Below are 19,519 nucleotides of genomic sequence, written 5' to 3' on the forward strand. Positions count from 1 at the left end.
GGCTGGGGCTGGGGCTCGGGCTCGGGCGCGGGTGCTGACGATCGCCGGCTCCGATTCCGGCGGCGGCGCCGGCATCCAGGCCGATCTGAAGACGATGCTCGCGCTCGGGGTGCATGGAATGAGCGTCGTCACGGCCGTCACAGCACAGAACTCCCTGGGCGTGCACGGAGTCTGGCAGCTGCCCGCGGACGCGGTGGCCGCGCAGTTCCGGGCGGTGGTCGACGACATCGGCGTCGACGCGGTGAAGGTCGGCATGCTCGGGACCGCGGAGCTGGTCGCCGAGGTGGCGCGGCTGCTGGCGCGGCTCGACCCGGCCGTTCCGGTCGTCGTCGACCCGGTGTCGGTGTCCAAACACGGTGACGCGCTGCTGGCATCCGATGCCCTCGGCGTCCTGACCACCGAACTGCTGCCGCGTGCGACGATCGTCACGCCGAACCTCGACGAGGCCCGCGCGCTGACCGGAATCACCGTGACAGACGTGGACGCAATGCGCGCGGCGGCGGCGAAACTGCTGGCGTCCGGCCCCGCCTGGGTGCTGGTCAAAGGCGGGCACCTGGCCTCTGAGCAGTCCACCGACCTGCTCACGAACGGCCCGCACGAGGTCACGTTCAGCGCGCAGCGCCGCGACAACCGGCACACGCACGGCACCGGATGCACGCTGGCCAGTGCCATCGCCTCTCATCTGGCGTCAGGCAGCCCGGTTCCCGACGCGGTCCGCGCCGCGAAGCTGTACGTCACGAACGCGATCGCCGGCGGATTCCCGCTCGGCTCCGGCATCGGCCCCGTCGACCACGGCTGGAATCTGTGACCTGCGCCGGGACGACGAGGCGCGGGCACAACGAAAGGCCCCGCGATCGCCGAGAGAACGGCGACGCGGGGCGCAGACTCGGGCACGAGCCGGCTAGCGGGTGACCTTGCCCGCCTTGAGGCACTTGGTGCAGACGTTCTGGCGCTTCGGCGTCCCGTTGGACAGCGTGGTGCGAACCCGCTGGATGTTCGGGTTGAACCGGCGCTTGGTGCGGCGGTGCGAGTGCGAGACGCTCATGCCGAAGCCCGGACCCTTGCCGCAGACATCGCAGGTGGCAGCCACGGGAGACACTCCAAAAGACCGATGGGACGTACGAGGTGAGTCGCCGAGGCCGGTTTTCTCCGTCTGGAGACGCAGGCGCCGATAGGCAACCTGGTCAGGTTAACCCAACCGGCCCGGCAAGAGCCAATCCGGGTCGCGGGCGGTGTACGTAGCGCCCATCACGTTCGATGATGCAAATATCCTCGGTACGAAACGTATGCCACCCCGGCGGACAGAAAGGCGCAGCGTGCTTGAGACGCTCGACGGGCCGGCGGTGCGACTGTGGGCCAGGGCCTGCCTGGCCGCGTTGGGCCGCGCCCGTGAGGAGATCGACGCGCTGAACGTGTTCCCGGTCCCCGACGCGGACACCGGCACGAACCTGTTCCTCACGTTCGAAGCGGCGTGCGAGGCGCTCGACGCGCTCGACCCGCCGCCCGAGGCGGACGGGCTCGGAGCCGCCACCGCTCTCGGCGCGCTGGCCGGCGGAGCGCTCAAGGCCGCACACGGCAACTCCGGGGTGATCCTGAGCCAACTGCTGCGCGGCCTCGCCGACGAGGTCGGCGCGGCCATCCGGGACGGGCAGCCGGCCGGCCCCCGCGTCCTGGCCGCAGCCCTCGCCGACGCAGCCGAACTGGCCTGGCAGGCCGTCGCCGCACCCGTCGAAGGCACCATGCTCACCGTCGCGCGGGCCGCGGCGGACGCCGCGTGCGCCGTCGTCGACGGGACGGACCTGCACGGGGACTGGAACCTCGAACCGACCTTCGCGGCCGTGGCGCAGGCCGCACGGGACGCCGCCGAGTCCGCGCTCGCCCACACCCCGGAGCAGTTGCCGGCGCTCAGCGCAGCAGGGGTCGTAGACGCTGGAGGGCGAGGCATCTGCATCCTGCTCGATGTACTTTCCGCGCTGCTGGGGGGTTACGACCCGATGCGAGCGGTAACTGTGGGACGTGTGCGTGTACCGCCCCAGACCATGACCGCTATACGCGACAACACCGTCCGCGCCGCAAAAAGCTCTGATCCGCCCACCATTCCGTCCTTCGAAGTGGTGTACATGGTGGACACGAACGAGCCGCAGTTGCGGCAGTTGCGCGCGACCCTCGAAGAGTTCTGCGAGCAGGGCGGAGGCGATTCGCTGGTGATCGCCGGGGGCGCCGGCTCGTACCGCGTGCACATTCACGTGGAGCGGCCCGGCCCGGTGATCGAGGCCGCCATCCGGCTCGGCAGGCCGCACGATCTGCATGTCAACGCGCTCTCGGAACGCGCGGTGCGCGCGCCGCGGGAAGAGGCCCCGCTGCGGCTGTCCGGCCGGATCGGTGCCGACCACGCGGACGTCGCCCACGGCGGGGGCCCCCTTCACTTCCACGCCGCGCCCGGCCGCGTCGTGCTGGCCGCGGCCCCCGGGCCCGGCCTCGCCGAGTTGTTCGCCGCGGCCGGGGCGACCCCGCTGCCGTGCGCGGCCGGGCGCCCGCCGACCAGCGCGCAGCTGAGCCGCGCCATCGCCCAGGCCGGAGTCGAGGAGGTGGTGGTCCTGGTCAACGACGCGGACGGCCTGGCCGCGGCCTCCGCCGCCGCCGAACAGGTACACCGCGGCACCTCCGGGGTGCGCGTGGCCGTGGTGCCGAGCAAGGCCGTGGTGCAGGGCATCGCGGCTCTCGCCGTGCACGAGCCGGGCCGCCGCTTCGATGCCGACATCGTCGCGATGACCGCTGCCGCCGGAGCCACCCGGCACGGCGCCTTGCAGGTCGCCGAGGACGACGCCTGGACGATGGCCGGGGTCTGCCACGCCGGGGACGTGCTCGGCTTCATCGAGGGCGACGTGGCCCTGATCGCGCCGACGCTGCGCGACGCGGCTCTCGCCCTGGTCGACCGCATGGTGTCGGCGGGTGGTGAGATGGTGACCCTGGTCACCGGCGACGGCTTCGGCTCGGACGGCGACCCGGACGGCACGCGGTTGGCGGACGCCGTGCGGGCGCGGGTCCAGGCGACCAGGCCGGAGATGGACGTGGTGGCCTACGAGGGCGGCCAGAGCGGCTGGCCGCTGCTGATCGGTGTGGAGTGAGCGAGGCGATGGCGCAGCAGGTCGGGCAGCGGCCGGTCGCGAATGCCGATCCGCTGGCCGAGCGGCTCAAGGAAGTGGTCGGCGGCCGCACCGCGACCACCCTCGAACGCAAGCTCGACCTGCGCACCGTGGGCGACCTGCTGCGCCACTATCCCCGGCGGTACGCGACGCGCGGGGAGCTGACCGACCTGGCGAGCCTCGCGCTGGACGACTACGTGACCGTGCTGGCCGAGGTCGAATCGGTCAGGACGCGGCCGCTCAAGGGCCGGCGCGGCTCGGTGACCGACGTGGTGGTCACCGACGGGTCCGCCGACCTGTCGCTGACCTTCTTCAACCAGCCCTGGCGCGACCGCGAGCTGTACCCCGGCCGGCTGGGCCTGTTCTCCGGCCGCGTCACGGTGTTCAACAAGCGCCGCCAGCTGGCGCAGCCGGAGCTCGAACTGCTTAAGGAGGACCAGGACGCGGCCGCGGAGGCCGAGCGCTACGCGAACGAGCTGATCCCCTTCTACCCGGCGGCCAAGGAGCTGTCCAGCCGCAAGATCCAGTCGTGTGTGCAGGTCGCCCTCGACCGCCTGGACGACCTGCCGGATCCGCTGCCGCGGCCGGTGCGCGAGCGGCACGGGCTGATCGGCCTGCTGGAGGCGTTCGAGAAGATCCACCGCCCGGGCCGGCGCGACGAGTACCGGTTGGCCCGCAAGCGGCTGAAATGGGACGAGGCGCTGCCGCTGCAGGTGGTTCTGGCCCAGCGGCGCCGTGACGCGCTCGCCCTGCCGGCCGTCCCGCGGCCGGTGCGCCGCGGCGGGTTGCTCGACCGCTTCGACGCCCGGCTGCCGTTCCGGTTGACCTCCGGTCAACGCGCCGTCTGCGACCAGATCGAGCGGGACCTGGCCGCCGCGCACCCGATGCAGCGGCTGCTGCAGGGCGAGGTCGGCTCGGGCAAGACCGTGGTCGCGCTGCGCGCCATGCTCACCGTCGTGGACGCCGGCGGACAGGCCGTGTTGCTCGCCCCGACCGAGGTGCTGGCGCAGCAGCACCACCGCTCGATCCTCGACCTGCTCGGTCCGCTGGCCCGCGCCGGGCAGCTCGACGGCGATCCGGAGGGCACCCGTGTGGCGCTGCTCACCGGTTCGCAGGGTGCGAAGGAGCGGCGCGCGAACCTGCTCGACGCGGCAGGCGGCGCCGCCGGGATCGTGATCGGCACGCACGCCGTGATCGAGGACACCGTGCAGTTCGCCGACCTCGGCCTGGTGGTGGTGGACGAACAGCACCGCTTCGGCGTCGAGCAGCGTGACGCTCTGCGCGCCAAGTCCGCGAAACCGCCGCACCTGCTGGTGATGACGGCGACGCCGATCCCGCGCACCGTGGCGATGACCGCGTTCGGCGACCTGGAGACCTCGGTGCTGGCGGAGCTGCCCGGTGGCCGCTCGCCGATCTCCACGTTCGTCGTGCCGGCCGCGGACAAGCCGCACTACCTCGCGCGCACCTGGGACCGGATCCGCGAGGAAGTGGCGGCCGGGCATCAGGCGTACGTGGTCTGCCCGCGGATCGGGGACGGGGAGCCCACCGGCAGCGACGAGGCCGAGGGCGAGGAGACCGGCGGCGCTCCGGACGGCGCGGCTCCGGACGGCGCGGCTCCGGACGGCGCGGCTCCGGACGGCGCTGCCCGGGCCGGCGGCGATCCGGCGGACGAACCGGAGCGGCAGGCCCAGCTTTCCCTGGACGATCTCGCCAAGGCCGCACCCGCCCCCCGGCCGGCGCTCTCCGTCGTCGACACCGCACGTCGGCTGACCGAGCGGCAACTGGCCGGGCTGCGCATCGGAGTGCTGCACGGACGCCTGGCTCCCGAGGAGAAGGACGCGGTCATGACCGCCTTCGCGGCAGGCGGGATCGACGTGCTGGTCGCCACGACGGTGATCGAGGTCGGCGTCAACGTGCCGAACGCGACGGTCATGGTCGTGCTCGACGCGGACCGCTTCGGCGTCTCCCAGCTACACCAGTTGCGTGGGCGCGTCGGGCGGGGAACCGCACCGGGACTGTGCCTACTGGTCACGCAGGCCCCAGAGGAAACGCCCGCGCGGCAACGCCTCGGCGCGGTCGCCGCGACCCTCGACGGCTTCGAGCTCTCCCGCATCGACCTGGAGCAGCGCCGGGAGGGCGACGTGCTCGGCGCGAGCCAGTCGGGGCGCCGCTCCTCGCTCAAACTGCTGCGCGTCCTGGACGACGAAGAACTTTTGCGCGCGGCCCGCGAAGCGGCGAGCGAACTGGTGGAAAGCGATCCGCTGCTGACCGGTGAGCCCGCCCTGGCCGCCGCGGTCGCCGCGCTGGTCAGCTCGGACCAGGCCGGCTTCCTCGACAAGAGCTGAGCCGAACCCTTGATGACATCCGACCGCCGGGCGGAGAAACGTGGCCGGACCACATAACGAACCGCGGCGCCGCTGCGGGCAGAATCGGCGGCATGACACGCATCATCGCGGGCAGCGCGCGGGGACGCCGCCTCGCCGTGCCCGAAGGCCGCACCACCCGGCCCACCTCCGACCGCACCCGCGAGGGCCTGTTCTCCGCGCTCGACGCCTCGTTGAACGGCTTCGGCGGACTGCGCGTCCTCGACCTGTACGCGGGCTCCGGTGCGGTCGGCCTGGAGGCGCTGTCCCGGGGCGCCGCGGCCGCGCTGCTGGTCGAGTCGGACCGGGCTGCGGCCGGCGTGGTGCGGGCCAACCTCGACGCGCTCGGCCTGCCCGGCGCGCGGATCTGCACGGACCGCGTCGAACGGCTCGCCGCCGCACCGTGCCCGGACCAGCCCTACGACCTGGCGTACCTCGATCCGCCGTACGCGACGCCACCGGAGGAACTCGCCGCGGTGCTGGTCGCGCTGGCCGGCAACGGCTGGATCGCGGACGGCGCCATGATCGCGGTCGAGCGCGCGACGCGGGGGCCGCAGTGGGCCTGGCCCGCGGGCTTCGAAGCACTGCGATCCCGCGCGTACGGCGAGGGCACCGTCTGGTACGGTCGCCGCCAAGCTCGCTGAAGACCACCGGCCGGCGCCGACGCCTCCACGCCGAACAGCCGCCGGACCGCCGCGCCGCCGTCCGCTTCGCGGACGCACGATCCCCGGACCGCCCGCCTGCTTCCCCCGAATCCGCCCTCGCCGATGACGACAAGGACTGTCTCGTGGACCCGAATCCCGCCTCCCGGAGAAGACGATGATGCGCCGCGTGGTCTGCCCCGGTTCGTTCGACCCGGTCACCAACGGGCACCTGGACGTGATCGGACGGATGGCACTGCTGTTCGACGAGGTGGTCGTCGCGGTGGGCAAGAACGCCGGCAAGAACGGCCTGTTCGGCTATGCCGAGCGCGTTGAGATGCTGCGCGACGTCACCGCGCACCTGGACAACGTGAAGGTCGAGGTCGTCGAGGGCCTGCTGGTCGACTTCTGCCGGGAGCGCGGCATCCGTGCCATCGTCAAGGGGCTGCGCGCGGTCGGCGACTTCGACTACGAGTTGCAGATGTCCCAGATGAACCTCCGGCTGGCCGACGTGGAGACGCTGTTCGTGGCCACCAACCCGCTCTACAGCTTCCTGTCCTCCTCGCTGATCAAGGAGGTCTGCGCGCTGGGCGGGGACGTCTCCGGCCTGGTTCCCGACGCGGTGTTGGAGCGGCTGACCGAGCGGCTGCGCAAGTAGACGCGCCCGCGGCGGGCGGCCGCGATCACGCTCCAGTGGCCGTGAAGTGACGATACGTCATAACAGCTGCCGACTTTACCGGTGTTACCGGCAATAAGACTATTCACGGCACACCGCCCATTCCGGGCATGGCACTCGCACACTGAGCCGTACGGGGTACCGTTGGCTGGACGCCCGCTTCCGGGCGCCGCCCGTGAAACAGGGAGTGCCAGTCCGGTGGACGTGAATGCCAAGATCGACGACCTCATCGAGATCGTGGAGAGCGCGCGCGCTATGCCGATGTCGGCCTCGTGTGTGATCAACCGAGCGCAGGTGCTCGAACTGCTCGATGAACTCAGGCGGGGGCTGCCCGACGAGATGGACCGGGCCCGCCGGGTGCTCGCGGACCGCGAGTCGGTGCTGGAGGACGGCCGCCGCGAGGCCGAGCGGCTGCTGGAGCGCACTCGCAGCGAGCGCGAGTCGATCATCGGGAACACGGACGTGACCCGGGAGGCCCGTGGCGCCGCCGAGCGCATCCTGGCCGAGGCCAGGCACGAGGCCCAGCAGATGCGCCTTGAGGCCGAGGACTGGGTGGACCAGAAGCTGGCCAACTTCGAGGTCGTGCTCACCAAGACGATCGCGGCGGTGGGCCGCGGCCGGGAGAAGATGCGCGGCAACAGCAACCCGATGGAAGAACTCGGCCGGCATGTCGAGGAGCAGGACGCGGTCGCCGCGGAGCGGCGCCGCTCCCGGGACTTCTCCGGCGCCGACAACGGGTTCGACGGCTACGAGAGCCAGGACTTCACGGTGGACGCATTCGCGGAGGCGGAGCGTCCCTACGAGCAGCACGAGTACGGCGCCGCGGACCAGTACGCGGAGCGGCAGGGCGACTACGCGGCCACGGGCGCGTACGGTTCGGACCAGCACGACGGCTACAGCTACGAGCAGGGCGCGTACGACCAGGGCGCGGCCCACGGCTACGGCACCGGTGAGTTCCACACCGATCCGCAGGGCGGCGGCTACGGCCAGGAGTACGCCGACGAATACGGCCAGCCGCAGCAGTACGGCCAGCCGCCGGCGCAGCGCCAGGGACCGCCCGCGCAGTACCCGGCCGAGGAGACCTCGTACTTCGACACCGGCCTGATCGACGTCCGGCAATTCCAGCATGACGGCGGCTACACCCGCTGAACCGGCCTGGAACCGGCCCTGAGCCGGGCCGCCTGAGTGTGCTGAACCAGCCCTGAGCCGGGCCGTTCCCGAGTCGGCCCGGCTCTTTGGTAAGCTGGATGGCCGGTTGTGCTCCACCCTCCCCATCACCGCTGGAAGTCGTCATGCCTGCCGTATCCAAGCCACGCCGTCTCGACGCGCGGTCGCCGTTCGTCTTCGACGTGCGTGAACTGGGCCGCCGTGCGGGTGCGATGCGCGAGTTCGACCGGGAGCTTCCCGCTGCGGACCTGCTCGGCGGCGAGAACTCGGCCACGCTCGACGGCCTCTACTCGGCGGACGGCGCGGACCTGCAGCTGAGCCTGCGGGTCGAGTCCGTGGTGGAGGGGATGCTGGGCACCGGCCGGGTCTCCGGCTCACTGGTCGGCGAGTGCGTGCGCTGTCTCGATCCGATCGAGGTGGAGCTCGACGCCGATTTCCAGGAGCTGTTCTACTACGACGCCGCCGACCTGACCGCCCAGGAGGCGCAAGAGGCGCTGCTCGTGGTGGAGGACCTGATCGACGTCGGTCCGCTCGTGCGCGACGCGGTGATGCTGGAACTGCCGCTCCAGCCGCTGTGCCGGGAGGACTGCCCAGGGCTGTGCGCCGAGTGCGGTGCCCGACTGGCCGACGATCCCGATCACGGGCACGAGACCGTCGACCCGCGCTGGGCCGCGCTGAGCCGGCTGACGCCGGGCGGCTCCGGTAAGGTCGCCGGGAACGAAACGGGGGCCGGCCGGGAGACCGGCGGCTCCGAGCAGTGACGCGGCACGTATAAGATCCGAGCAGTTCAGTACGCAGTACTCAGTACTCAGTACCCGTAGCGGGCCGGCGGCCCGCGCGGGCGATGACCAGGAGAGTTCGAACCGTGGCCGTTCCGAAGCGCAAGAAGTCCCGCAGCCGCACCCGCTCGCGGCGTGCCCAGTGGAAGGCCGCGCCGCTGACCCTGGTCGCCTGTGACCGCTGCGGGGAGACCAAGCTCCCGCACACGCTGTGCGAGAACTGCGGCACCTACAACAAGCGTCAGGTCATCGCGGTCTGACGGCCGGGAGCCGCTCGTGACCGATTCCCAGGTGCCCCCGGCCGTGCTGGAGCAGCGCCTCGGCGTCCCGCTGGACCCGCGGCTGCTGCAGCGCGCGCTGACCCACCGGTCGTTCAGCTACGAAAACGGCAACGTGCCGACCAACGAGCGCCTCGAATTCCTCGGGGACTCGGTGCTCGGCCTCGTGGTCACCAGCACGCTGTACGACACGCATCCCGACCTGCCCGAGGGACAGCTGGCCAAGTTCCGCTCGCACGTGGTCAACTCGCGCGCGCTGGCGGACGTGGCCCGTTCGCTCGGGCTCGGGCAGTTCCTGCGCCTGGGCAAGGGCGAGGAGTCCACCGGCGGCCGGGACAAGTCCTCGATCCTGGCCGACACCATGGAGGCGCTGATCGGCGCCGTCTACCTGGACCACGACCTGGAAACCGCCGCGGGCCTGATCCACCGGCTCTTCGACGGCCTGATCGAGGCGTCCGCGGGGCTCGGCGCGGGACTGGACTGGAAGACCTCGCTGCAGGAGCTGACCGCGGAACACGGCCTCGGCGTGCCGGTGTACCTGGTCACCGAGGACGGCCCGGACCACGACAAGTTCTTCGAGGCGCGGGTCCGGGTCGCCGACCGGGAGTATCCGCCGGGGCGCGGCCGCTCGAAGAAGGTGGCCGAGCAGATCGCGGCCGAACACGCCTACCGCGCGATCCGCGCGGTGTTCGGTTCGGCCAAGGCGGAGCCCGATGCCGGAGCTGCCTGAGGTCGAAGTCGTGCGCCGGGGCCTGGAGCACTGGACGGCGGGACGCACGGTGGCGGCCGCGCACGCGCTGCACCCGAGGGCGTTACGGCGGCATGCCGCCGGGCCCGCGGACTTCGCGGCGCGGCTGGCCGGCCGGACCTTCGGGACCGCCCGGCGGCGCGGCAAGTACCTTTGGGTGCCGCTGTTCGGCCCCGGGCAGCAGTGGCGCGACGGCGACGACTTCGCCGAGGAGGCGCTGCTCGGGCATCTGGGCATGAGCGGCCAACTGCTCGTCCAGCCGGCCGCCGCGCCCGACGAGAAGCATCTGCGGGTCCGCGTCGTGTTCGCCGACGACGGTCCCCAGCTGCGTTTCGTGGATCAGCGCACCTTCGGCGGACTGTGCCTCGACCTGCTCAAGGACGGTGTCCCGGCGAGCGTCGCGCACATCGCCCGCGATCCGATGGATCCGCTGTTCGACGACGCGAAGTTCGTCGCCGCGCTGCGCGTCAAGAGCACCGGCGTCAAGCGGGCGCTGCTCGACCAGTCACTGATCAGCGGCGTCGGCAACATCTACGCCGACGAGGCACTGTGGCGGGCGAAGCTGCACTTCGAGCGGCCGGGTTCGACGCTGCGCCCGGCCGAGGCGGCCCGGCTGCTGGCCGCGGTCCGCGAGGTGCTGGCGGAGGCGCTGGCGGTCGGCGGCACCTCGTTCGACTCGCTGTACGTCAACGTCAACGGGGAGTCCGGCTACTTCTCCCGCTCCCTCAACGCCTACGGCCAGGCCGGCCGGCCATGCGGCCGCTGTCAGACCCCGATCGCCCGGGTGGCCTTCATGAACCGCTCGTCGTACTACTGCCCGCGATGTCAGCGGGCGCAGATGAAGAAGGCAAGTGCATGAACGCGCGGCAGGACGAGGTCGAGGCGCAGTACCGGGCAGTCGAGGCCGAACTGCTGCGCCGCTGGCCCGAGACCAGGCTCGAGCCGTCCCGGGACCGGATCGAAGACCTGATGGACCTGCTCGGTTCGCCGCAGCGTTCGTATCCCTCGATCCACATCACCGGAACCAACGGCAAGACCAGCACCGCGCGCATGATCGACGCGCTGCTGCGCGCGCTCAACCTGCGCACCGGCCGCACCACCAGCCCGCATCTGGAGCAGATGCGCGAGCGCATCTGCCTGGACGGCGAGCCGATCAGCCGGGAGCGTTTCGTCGAGGTCTACCGCGACGTGCAGCCCTTCGCCGAACTGGTGGACAAGCGCCGGCCGCACCCGCTGTCCTTCTTCGAGATGATCACCGGCATGGCTTACGCGGCGTTCGCGGACGCCCCGGTGGACGCCGCGGTCGTGGAGGTCGGGCTCGGCGGCAGCTGGGACTCGACCAACGTGATCGACGCGCAGGTCGCGGTCATCACCCCGATCTCCCTGGACCACACCCATCTGCTCGGCGACACCGTCGAGGACATCGCCTGGGAGAAGTCCGGGATCATCAAGCGCGACGCGCTCGCGGTGCTGGCGCAGCAGCCGGTGGAGGCCGCGCAGGTGCTGCTGCGCCAGGCGGCCGAGGTCGGCGCGACGGTGGCGCGCGAAGGCATCGAGTTCGGCGTGATGGACCGTCAGCTCGCGGTCGGCGGCCAGCGCCTCGTCATCAGGGGCCTGTCACACGAGTACGACGAGGTCCACCTGCCGCTGTACGGCGCGCACCAGGCGCACAACGCGGCCTGCGCCATCGCCGCCGTCGAGGCGTTCCTGGGCGCGGGCGCGGGCGGGGCGACGCTGGAACCGGACCTGGTACGCGAGGCGATGGCCGTGGTGCGCTCGCCGGGCCGCCTTGAGGTGGTGCGCCGCAGCCCGACCGTGCTGATCGACGCCGCGCACAACCCCGGCGGAGCGCTGGCCACCGCGGAGGCGATCGCCGAGGAGTTCGCGTTCGACCACCTGGTCGGCGTGATCGCGGCGATGCAGGACAAGGACGTGCGCGGTCTGCTCGAAGCCTTCGAGCCGGTGCTGGCCGAAGTGGTCATCACCCGCAACTCCACGCAGCGCGCGATGCCGGTGCGGGAACTGGCCGAGATCGCCGGGCAGGTCTTCGGCGCGGAACGGGTCACCGCGGTCGACCGGCTCGACGACGCGATCGAACGCGCCATCGCGTTGGCGGAGGGCGGCGTGCCGGACGCCTCGCTCGGCGGCTCCGGCGTGCTGATCACCGGTTCCGTGGTGACCGCGGGAGAGGCCGGCCGGCTGCTGCGCCGGTAGGCGGCCGTCCGCGCCCGAGACCCCGCCTGCTTCAATGGGATGTGTCACACCGAGCAGAAAGGGCGATCCGATGCGCCGGATGGCCGCGTCCGTACTGGTCTTCGAAGCATTCATCGCCCTGTTCTTCGGGTTGGTCGCGGCGAAGCTGCACCCGTCCGACGACTGGCTCGTGGCGGTCGTGCTCGGCGGCCTGTGCGTCCTGCTGTCCGGGTTGATGCGTTACCGCTGGGCTTACACGCTCGGCTGGATCCTGCAGGCCGGCTTCATCGCGGCCGGTTTCCTCGTGACGGACATGTTCGTGCTCGGAGTCGTGTTCACCGCGGTGTGGTGGGCGGGGCTGCACTACGGCGAGAAGGCGGAGCGCATCAAGGCCGGGCTTGTGGCCGCGCACGAGGCGCGGGCCGCGGCCGACGAGGGCGCGCGCGAGCACGGCGAGGGCGCGGCGGCCGGAACTTCTACAGACCGTCCTGGAGTGAAGACCCGCTGAGCTGGGTCATAACATCAAGGCAACCACAGACGTCGAAGCGGACGTCGCGCGACTGCTTGAGGAGATGATGGTGGCGACCCCCGTGGAACGCTCGCTCGTGTTGGTGAAGCCGGACGGTGTGCGCCGCGCGCTGATCGGCGAGATCATCCGGCGCATCGAGGCCAAGGGGATCAGGGTGGTCGCGCTGGACTTCCGGGCGCTGCCGCGCGAGCTGGTCGAGGAGCACTACGCCGAGCACGAGGGCAAGCCGTTCTTCGAGCCGCTGGTCTCGTTCATGACCTCCGGCCCCGTCGTCTCCATGATCATCGAGGGGCACCGCTGCATCGAGGCGTTCCGTCTCCTGGCCGGGGCCACCGACCCGGTCAAGGCCGCCCCCGGCACCATCCGCGGCGACCTGGCCACCGACATCGGCACCACGGTCGTGCAGAACCTGGTGCACGGGTCCGATTCGCCGGTCTCGGCCGAACGCGAGATCAAGCTGTTCTTCCCGCAAGAGTCCTGAGCTGAGCCGAGTCTGACTGAGCCGAGTCTGACTGAGCCGAGTTCTGGGCCGAGCCTGACCCCGAGAAGGCGTTCGAGCCCTCGGCGCCGCGCCCGACGCCGCGTCCGGTCCTGCGGGCGCGGCGTCAACCATGTGGCGTCCGCTCGCCCGGCGCGCCAGTGACATTGCGTCATCTTGGTCCCTCATCCGGTGGAACAGCCGTTTCCTTCGCGCAAATCGGCGGGAAGCACCCATAGGGTCTGAAGACGGGCGTGGGCGCTTCGGGAAGGTAGCTGGGACAACATGGGCATGTCGGTCGTCGGCCGTGACATCGCGGTGGACCTCGGAACGGCGAACACGCTGGTCTACGTGCGCGGCAAGGGGATCGTGCTCAACGAGCCGTCCGTGGTCGCGGTCAACACGCACAACGGTGCGGTGCTGGCCGTGGGCTCGGAGGCGAAGAAGATGATGGGCCGCACTCCCGGCAACATCGTCGCCATCCGCCCGCTCAAGGACGGGGTCATCGCCGACTTCGAGATCGCGGAACGGATGCTGCGTTACTTCATCCGCAAGGTGCACCATCGCCGGTTGCTCGCCCAGCCACGGGTGGTCATCTGCGTTCCCAGCGGCATCACCGGGGTCGAGCGGCGCGCGGTCGAGGACGCCGCCGACGCCGCCGGGGCGCGCCAGGTGCATCTGATCGAGGAGCCGATGGCGGCGGCGATCGGCGCCGGGCTGCCGATCCAGGAGGCCACCGGCAACATGGTGGTGGACATCGGCGGCGGCACCACGGAAGTCGCCGTGATCTCCTACGCGGGCATCGTCACCGCGTCCTCGATCCGCACCGCCGGGGACGAGCTGGACAACGCGATCATCCAGTACGCCAAGAAGGAGTACTCCCTGCTGCTCGGCGAACGCACCGCCGAGGAGCTGAAGATCACCCTCGGGTCGGCCGACGAACAGGACTCGGAGCTGCACGCCGAGGTGCGCGGGCGGGATCTGGTCTCCGGGCTGCCCAAGGTCATCGTGCTGACCTCGACCGAGTTGCGGCGCGCGCTCGACGAGCCGGTCGCCGCGATCGTCGACGCGGTCAAGGACACCCTGGACAAGTGCCCGCCGGAGCTGTCCGGCGACATCATGGACCGCGGCATCGTGCTCACCGGAGGCGGCGCCCTGCTGCGCGGCCTGGACCAGCGGCTGCGCCGCGAGACCGGCATGCCGGTGCTGATCGCGGAGAACCCGCTGGACTCCGTGGTGCTCGGCTCGGGCCGCTGCGTCGACGAGTTCGACGCGCTCCAGCCGGTGCTCGGCGCCCAGAGCCGCAGGTAGCGGGGCGGATGACGGTGCTGGAAACAGTCACGGTGCTGGTATCGATCAGGGCACTGGAATCAGTCAGGGCGCTGAGATCGAACGCGGTGGTGCGATGAAAGGCGCGGTCATATGCGCGACACGCGCCGTACCAGGGTGGTGCTGGCCGGCCTGCTGCTCGCGGGTCTCGCGCTGATCACCTTCGACGCGCACGGGGCGCGCCCCGGCGAGCCGCGGCCGCTGGGCAAGCTGCGCTCCCTCGGCCAGGCCGTGCTCGGGCCGGTCGAGCGCGGGGCGGACAGCGGCGTGCGGGCGATCGGCTCCGTCTTCCACGGCTTTGGCCGCTCCTCCGCGGACCAGCAGCGCATCGCCCAGCTGAACGCCCAGGTCGCCGCGCTCAGGAACCAGCTGGAGAGCGGCACACAGGACCACCACCGCGCGCAGCAGCTTGACAGACTGCTGCGGTTGACCGCCCTCGGCGGCCTCAAGACGGTGCCCGCGCGGCTGGTGGCTCTCTCGCCCGAGCAGGACGGCACCTGGTCCGCGACCATCGACGCGGGCCGGCGCGACGGGATCGCCGAGAACCAGACCGTCCTGGACGGCGACGGGCTCGTGGGCCGCACCACCGACGTCGGTCCCCATTCCGCGACCGTGCTGCTGGCGGCCGACCCGGCCTCCACCGTCGGGGTCCGGTTGGCCGGGTCCGGCACCATCGGCACCGCGACCGGGCAGAACCCGCACACCCTGCGCGTGGAGTTCCTCGACCCCCAGTTGCAGGTCAAGCCCGGCGCCGTCGTGGTCACGCTCGGGTCGGCCGGCGACGCGCCGTTCGTGCCAGGCGTCCCGATCGGGACGGTGCGCCAGGTGGTCGCGACGCCGGGGGCGCTGACGCGGACAGTCCTGGTGACTCCGTACGTGGACGCCACCTCCGTCGACACCGTGGCAGTGGTCGTGCAACCGCCGCGCACCGACCCCCGCGACGCGATGGTGCCCGCCGTGGCGCCCGATGCGCCGCGGCCGTAGCGAACCGGGCAGGAGGAGACCAGGACGCCATGCGGACCCTGCTGCGCGCCGCTCTCGTCGCGACCGCCGCGATCGTGACACTGGTGCTGGAGCTTTCCGTCGCGCCACGGCTGCACCTGCCCTACGCGGTTCCCGACCTGGTGGTGCTCGCCGTCTTCGCGTTCGCCGCGCAATGGGGCGCCGCCGCCGGCGCGTCGGCCGGGTTCGCGATCGGCCTGGTGCAGGACCTGGCCCCGCCCGGGCTCGGCGCGCTCGGCCGCAACGCGCTGGTGCTCACCGTCGTCGGCGCGCTGGCCGGCCGGGTCGGCCGCGAGGTGCACCGCTCCGCGCTGCGCACCAGTGCGCTGGCCGGCTCGCTCGCGGCCCTGGCCATGGTGCTCGATCTGCTGATCGGCCTGGCGCTCGGCGGCGGCGTCGGACTTTCGCCGGCCGGTGTGCCGCGCGCCCTGGGCGCCTGCGCGCTGTACACCGCGGTCGCCACGCCGCTGATCGTGCCCGGTCTGGCCGCGCTGGCCCGCCGCACGGACGGCCCCGGCGCCCGGCTGCTCGCACCGCCCGGCAGCGCGTTCGGTGTTCCGGTGCCGACCCGGTCCGGGCCGGCCGAGCCCGCGCCGGGCGAGTCGGCATCGGCCGAGTCCGCGTCGGCGCAGTCCGCGCCGGCCGGCTCCGAGAGCGAAAGGGTGTGATCTGATTGCCGGTCCCGCAGCCCGCGCGCAGCCGCGTCGCCGTCGTACAGGTTCTGGTGCTGGCGCTGCTGGGTACGCTCGGCGCCCGGCTCTGGTTCCTCCAGGTGCGCTCCGGGGCCCAGTTCCAGCAGGCTGCCGCGGCGAACGACCTGCGCTCCGTGGTGACCGCCGCGGTGCGCGGTTCGATCCTCGACGACCAGGGCCGCGCGCTGGTGGACAACCGCACCGTCCTGGACGTGACCGTCGATCTCAATACCCTGGCGCGAGAGCCGCAGTCGGGCCGGCCCGTGCTGGAGCGCCTCGCCGCCGCGCTCGGCGTGCCCGCCGCGCAGATCGAACAGCGGGCTCGGCTGTGCTCGCCGACGGTGGGCCAGCCGTGCTGGACCGGTTCGCCCTACCAGCCGGTACCGGTCGCGCGGGACGTGCCGACGCGGCTCGCGGTCAAGATCATGGAGGAGCGCGACCGGTTTCCCGGTGTCTCCGCCGTGCCCGGGGCGCAGCGCGTGTTCCCCGAGCCGTACGGTGCGCAGGCCGCACAGGTCCTCGGCTACCTGTCCCCGGTCACCCCGGGCGAGCTGGACGCCCCGGACACGAAGTATCAGCCTACTGACATGGTGGGCCGCTCCGGCCTGGAGCAGACCCACGACGACGAACTGCGCGGCGTCTCCGGTGTGGCCGAGGTCGCCGTCGACAACCTGGGCCGGGCGGTGCGCACCGTCTCCGCCACGCCGCCGGTGCCCGGCGACGACCTGGTCACCACCCTCGACGCGCACGTGCAGGCGGTCGCCGAGCAACAGCTTGCCGCCGCGGTCAAGTCCGCGCGCAACGGCTGGGACAAGAACTCGGGGACCCGCTACAAGGCCGACTCGGGCGCCGTCGTCGTGCTCGACGTCAACACCGGCGGCGTGGTCGCGATGGCCACCTACCCGAGCTACGACCCGAGCGTGTGGAGCGACGGGGTCAGCGCCGCGCAGTACGCGCGCCTTACCGACCCCAAGGCGGGCACGCCGCTGCTGGACCGCGCCTACCAGGGCCAGTTCGCCCCCGGATCCACCTTCAAGCTGGTGACCGCCTCCGCGATGCTCCAGGACGGCTTCCCGGCGCGCGGGGTCTACGACTGCTCGCCCTCCTTCGACGTCGGCAGCCAGTCCTTCCACAACTTCGAGGGCGAGGCGTTCGGCCCGATCACGCTCAAGCGTGCCATCGAAGTGTCCTGCGACACGGTGTTCTACCGGGCCGCGTACCAGATGTGGCTGCGCGACGGCGGCAACCGTCCGGTCACGCACCCGGCCGACCCGGTGCAGACCATGGCCGCGGCCTATGGCTTCGGCCGCGCGACCGGTATCGACCTGCCCGGCGAATCCCCCGGCGACGTGCAGAACCGGCAGGAGAAGCTGGCCACCTGGAAGCAGATGAAGGACATCTGGTGCCGCCGCGCCCAGACCGGCTACCCGGAGGTGGCCGGCTCCGACCCGGCCAGGGCCGCGTATCTCAAGCAGATCGCCCACGAGAACTGCCAGGACGGCTGGCAGTTCCGCGGCGGCGACGCGGTGATCGAGGCGATCGGCCAGGGCGGCATCCTGGTCACCCCGCTGCAACTGGCCCGCGCCTACGCGGCGCTTGCCAACGGCGGCACCCTGTACCAGCCCCACCTCGAGAAGGCGGTCATCGCCCCGGACGGCCACGTGGTCTCGACCTACCGGCCGAAGGTGGTCGGGCATGTGCCGGTCTCGCCGGCGACGCGCTCCTTTCTGGTCAGCGCGTTCGAGGGGGTGGCCCAGGAGGGCACCGCCTCCGGTGTGTACGGACCCTGGCCGCAGAACCGGATCGCGGTCGGCGCGAAGACCGGAACCGCGGACGTGTACGGCAAACAGGCCACCTCGGTCTTCGCCTCGTTCCTGCCGGCGGACCACCCGCAGTACGCGGTCGCGATGATGGTCTCCCAGGCCGGCCAGGGCGCGATGGTCTCCGGACCGGCGGTGGAGAAGATCGAGGAGGCGCTCTACGGCGTCCAGGGCGGCGCGATCAACCCGCGGGCGGCCCTGCTGCCGCAGCCGCCCGCCACGCTGCCGGGCATCCGGCCGGACGGGACGCTCGTCGCACCGGCCGACCAGGTGCTGCCGCCCGCATGCCTGCCGCCGCCCGGCTATGGCGTCTCGCAGGCGTTGCCGCCGGCTTTCACCGAGCCTTCGGTGCTCGCCGCGCCGCCCTACTACCTGCCTGAGCGCCGATACGCCGGCCTCTTCCAGGCCGGGGCGCTCGCGTGATCATCGGCGAGAGGGCCGGCGTCCCGGCGGTCACCGTCGCGCTGGGCGATTCGCCGACGGACCGGGTCCGCGCGGCCGCGCGGCGCGGGGGAGCGCTGCGACGCTTCGACTGGGCCCTGGCGGTGTCGGCGAGCGCCCTGGCCGTCCTCGGCGCGATCCTGGTCTGGTCGGCCACCCGCGAGCGCGGCCGGCTGACCGGCGGCGATCCCCAGTACTTCCTCAAGCGGCACCTGCTCAACCTCGCCGTCGGGCTGGTGCTGGCCGCCGCGGTCAGCGCGCTGGACCACAAGCGTATGCGGGCGCTGACTCCGGCGGTGTACCTGTTCGCGATCCTCGGCCTGTTCGCGGTGCTCTCCCCGCTCGGCTCGACCGTCAACGGCGCCCGCTCCTGGATCGAGCTCGGCGCCGGCTTCTCCATCCAGCCGGCCGAGTTCGCGAAGGTCGGCGTCGTCATGGCGGCCGCGATGGCGATGTCCGCCCGCCCCGCGGTGCGCCGCGCGCCGGACATGCTCGCTCCGGTGTTCGACGCGCGCCGGCCCGGCGACGCGCCCTCGGGCCGCCTGATCGGGCTCGCGCTGCTGGCCGCGGCCGTGCCCACCGGCCTGATCGCGCTGCTGCCGGACCTGGGTACGACGATGGTGGTCGTCGCGACGATGGCGGGTGTGATCGTCGTCTCCGGGGTCAGGCTGCGCCTGCTGTTGCTGCTCGGGCTCGCCGCGGCGGGCGCGGTCGCGCTCGTGGTGAAGTTCCACCTGCTGGCCGCTCACCAGGTCAACCGGTTCGCCGCCTTCGCGGACCCGAACCTCGATCCGCAGGGCGTCGGCTACAACACCCACCAGGCGAGGCTGGCCATCGGCTCCGGCGGGATCTTCGGTCAGGGCCTGTTCCACGGCGCGCAGACCAACGGCCAGTTCGTGCCCGAGCAGCAGACCGACTTCGTGTTCACCGTCGCCGGAGAGGAACTCGGCCTGGTCGGCGGCCTGGTGATCATCGCGCTGTTCGGGGTGCTGCTGTGGCGCGCCTGCGTGATCGCCCGCGGCGCGACCGAACCGTTCCAGCTGCTGCTGGCCGCCGGCGTGCTCAGCTGGTTCACGTTCCAGACCTTCGAGAACATCGGCATGACGCTCGGGATCATGCCGGTGGCCGGCATCCCGCTGCCGTTCGTCTCCTACGGCGGCTCCTCGATGTTCGCCAATTTCATCGCGGTGGGCCTGCTGGAGAACGTCCGGCTGCGCTCCACCAGATAGGCGGCGCG

At 72.0% G+C, this 19,519-nt stretch carries 19 protein-coding genes; 18 read left to right on the top strand and 1 reads right to left on the bottom strand.

Annotated elements, in window-relative coordinates:
* Nucleotides 1–31: 31 nt before the first annotated feature.
* Entirely contained in the window at nt 32–808 is a 777-nt protein-coding gene (gene thiD / locus KGA66_RS01385) for a bifunctional hydroxymethylpyrimidine kinase/phosphomethylpyrimidine kinase (protein WP_369015782.1), read from the top strand.
* A gap of 93 nt (nt 809–901) precedes the next feature.
* Here thiD and rpmB read toward each other — a convergent pair whose 3' ends face one another.
* On the bottom strand, nt 902–1,090 hold the full coding sequence (gene rpmB / locus KGA66_RS01390; RefSeq protein WP_211463592.1) for a 50S ribosomal protein L28: 189 nt from the start codon (nt 1,088–1,090) through the stop codon (nt 902–904).
* Nucleotides 1,091–1,316: 226 nt separating this feature from the next.
* On the opposite strand from rpmB, the gene KGA66_RS01395 reads away from it, so the two are divergent.
* The 17 genes from KGA66_RS01395 to KGA66_RS01475 all read left to right on the top strand — a co-directional run bounded on the left by KGA66_RS01395 (nt 1,317) and on the right by KGA66_RS01475 (nt 19,511).
* Nucleotides 1,317–3,128 (top strand): DAK2 domain-containing protein, encoded by a 1,812-nt coding sequence (locus tag KGA66_RS01395; protein ID WP_211463593.1) that lies wholly within the window; start codon nt 1,317–1,319, stop codon nt 3,126–3,128.
* 8 nt (nt 3,129–3,136) lie between these two features.
* Nucleotides 3,137–5,491, top strand: a complete 2,355-nt coding sequence (locus KGA66_RS01400) for an ATP-dependent DNA helicase RecG (RefSeq protein WP_211463595.1) — start codon at nt 3,137–3,139, stop codon at nt 5,489–5,491.
* 92 nt (nt 5,492–5,583) lie between these two features.
* The gene (gene rsmD, locus KGA66_RS01405) at nt 5,584–6,153 is read left to right on the top strand and encodes a 16S rRNA (guanine(966)-N(2))-methyltransferase RsmD (RefSeq protein ID WP_211463604.1); all 570 of its coding nucleotides are present in this window, start codon (nt 5,584–5,586) and stop codon (nt 6,151–6,153) included.
* A gap of 178 nt (nt 6,154–6,331) precedes the next feature.
* Entirely contained in the window at nt 6,332–6,808 is a 477-nt protein-coding gene (gene coaD, locus KGA66_RS01410; protein ID WP_246506855.1) for a pantetheine-phosphate adenylyltransferase, read from the top strand.
* A gap of 216 nt (nt 6,809–7,024) precedes the next feature.
* Nucleotides 7,025–7,975 carry an ATP synthase subunit B family protein gene (locus KGA66_RS01415; protein ID WP_211463608.1) on the top strand — a complete coding sequence of 317 codons (951 nt, stop codon included), beginning with the start codon at nt 7,025–7,027 and terminating at the stop codon, nt 7,973–7,975.
* Nucleotides 7,976–8,118: 143 nt separating this feature from the next.
* Nucleotides 8,119–8,754, top strand: coding sequence for a YceD family protein (locus tag KGA66_RS01420; RefSeq protein WP_211463610.1), 636 nt, complete (start codon nt 8,119–8,121; stop codon nt 8,752–8,754).
* Between the two features lie 104 nt (nt 8,755–8,858).
* Nucleotides 8,859–9,032, top strand: coding sequence for a 50S ribosomal protein L32 (rpmF, locus tag KGA66_RS01425; RefSeq protein WP_211463612.1), 174 nt, complete (start codon nt 8,859–8,861; stop codon nt 9,030–9,032).
* A 16-nt stretch (nt 9,033–9,048) separates the two neighbouring features.
* The gene (gene rnc, locus KGA66_RS01430) at nt 9,049–9,780 is read left to right on the top strand and encodes a ribonuclease III (RefSeq protein WP_211463614.1); all 732 of its coding nucleotides are present in this window, start codon (nt 9,049–9,051) and stop codon (nt 9,778–9,780) included.
* On the top strand, nt 9,764–10,657 hold the full coding sequence (mutM, locus tag KGA66_RS01435; protein WP_211463616.1) for a bifunctional DNA-formamidopyrimidine glycosylase/DNA-(apurinic or apyrimidinic site) lyase: 894 nt from the start codon (nt 9,764–9,766) through the stop codon (nt 10,655–10,657). Before rnc ends, mutM begins: the two co-directional genes overlap by 17 nt.
* Complete coding sequence (gene folC / locus KGA66_RS01440; protein ID WP_211463618.1) at nt 10,654–12,012, top strand: bifunctional tetrahydrofolate synthase/dihydrofolate synthase; 1,359 nt, start codon at nt 10,654–10,656, stop codon at nt 12,010–12,012. The genes mutM and folC overlap by 4 nt, the downstream gene beginning before the upstream one ends.
* Nucleotides 12,013–12,091: 79 nt before the next feature.
* Complete coding sequence (locus tag KGA66_RS01445) at nt 12,092–12,499, top strand: DUF4233 domain-containing protein (protein WP_211463620.1); 408 nt, start codon at nt 12,092–12,094, stop codon at nt 12,497–12,499.
* Between the two features lie 64 nt (nt 12,500–12,563).
* Nucleotides 12,564–13,001, top strand: a complete 438-nt coding sequence (gene ndk, locus KGA66_RS01450) for a nucleoside-diphosphate kinase (protein ID WP_438822013.1) — start codon at nt 12,564–12,566, stop codon at nt 12,999–13,001.
* Nucleotides 13,002–13,289: 288 nt separating this feature from the next.
* A complete protein-coding gene (locus KGA66_RS01455; protein WP_211463771.1) occupies nt 13,290–14,309 on the top strand; it encodes a rod shape-determining protein in 1,020 nt (339 codons plus the stop codon).
* A gap of 111 nt (nt 14,310–14,420) precedes the next feature.
* Nucleotides 14,421–15,311 carry a rod shape-determining protein MreC gene (mreC, locus tag KGA66_RS01460; protein WP_211463622.1) on the top strand — a complete coding sequence of 297 codons (891 nt, stop codon included), beginning with the start codon at nt 14,421–14,423 and terminating at the stop codon, nt 15,309–15,311.
* A gap of 29 nt (nt 15,312–15,340) precedes the next feature.
* Complete coding sequence (gene mreD, locus KGA66_RS01465; RefSeq protein ID WP_211463623.1) at nt 15,341–15,997, top strand: rod shape-determining protein MreD; 657 nt, start codon at nt 15,341–15,343, stop codon at nt 15,995–15,997.
* 5 nt (nt 15,998–16,002) lie between these two features.
* A complete protein-coding gene (gene mrdA / locus KGA66_RS01470) occupies nt 16,003–18,264 on the top strand; it encodes a penicillin-binding protein 2 (protein WP_211463624.1) in 2,262 nt (753 codons plus the stop codon).
* Nucleotides 18,261–19,511, top strand: coding sequence for an FtsW/RodA/SpoVE family cell cycle protein (locus KGA66_RS01475; RefSeq protein ID WP_312886680.1), 1,251 nt, complete (start codon nt 18,261–18,263; stop codon nt 19,509–19,511). The genes mrdA and KGA66_RS01475 overlap by 4 nt, the downstream gene beginning before the upstream one ends.
* Nucleotides 19,512–19,519 lie beyond the last annotated feature (8 nt).

Source organism: Actinocrinis puniceicyclus, from assembly GCF_018283645.1.
In the GTDB taxonomy this organism is placed as follows: Bacteria; Actinomycetota; Actinomycetes; order Streptomycetales; family Catenulisporaceae; genus Actinocrinis; species Actinocrinis puniceicyclus.

Excerpts from the sequence above, each read along its gene's own strand:
- mreC (WP_211463622.1), top strand. The coding sequence starts at position 14,421 with ATGCGCGACACGCGCCGTACCAGGGTGGTGCTGGCCGGCCTGCTGCTC.
- KGA66_RS01455 (WP_211463771.1), top strand. The coding sequence starts at position 13,290 with ATGTCGGTCGTCGGCCGTGACATCGCGGTGGACCTCGGAACGGCGAAC.
- KGA66_RS01445 (WP_211463620.1), top strand. The coding sequence starts at position 12,092 with ATGGCCGCGTCCGTACTGGTCTTCGAAGCATTCATCGCCCTGTTCTTC.
- coaD (WP_246506855.1), top strand. The coding sequence starts at position 6,332 with ATGCGCCGCGTGGTCTGCCCCGGTTCGTTCGACCCGGTCACCAACGGG.
- mreD (WP_211463623.1), top strand. The coding sequence starts at position 15,341 with ATGCGGACCCTGCTGCGCGCCGCTCTCGTCGCGACCGCCGCGATCGTG.
- mutM (WP_211463616.1), top strand. The coding sequence starts at position 9,764 with ATGCCGGAGCTGCCTGAGGTCGAAGTCGTGCGCCGGGGCCTGGAGCAC.
- folC (WP_211463618.1), top strand. The coding sequence starts at position 10,654 with ATGAACGCGCGGCAGGACGAGGTCGAGGCGCAGTACCGGGCAGTCGAG.
- rsmD (WP_211463604.1), top strand. The coding sequence starts at position 5,584 with ATGACACGCATCATCGCGGGCAGCGCGCGGGGACGCCGCCTCGCCGTG.
- KGA66_RS01400 (WP_211463595.1), top strand. The coding sequence starts at position 3,137 with ATGGCGCAGCAGGTCGGGCAGCGGCCGGTCGCGAATGCCGATCCGCTG.
- ndk (WP_438822013.1), top strand. The coding sequence starts at position 12,564 with ATGATGGTGGCGACCCCCGTGGAACGCTCGCTCGTGTTGGTGAAGCCG.
- KGA66_RS01420 (WP_211463610.1), top strand. The coding sequence starts at position 8,119 with ATGCCTGCCGTATCCAAGCCACGCCGTCTCGACGCGCGGTCGCCGTTC.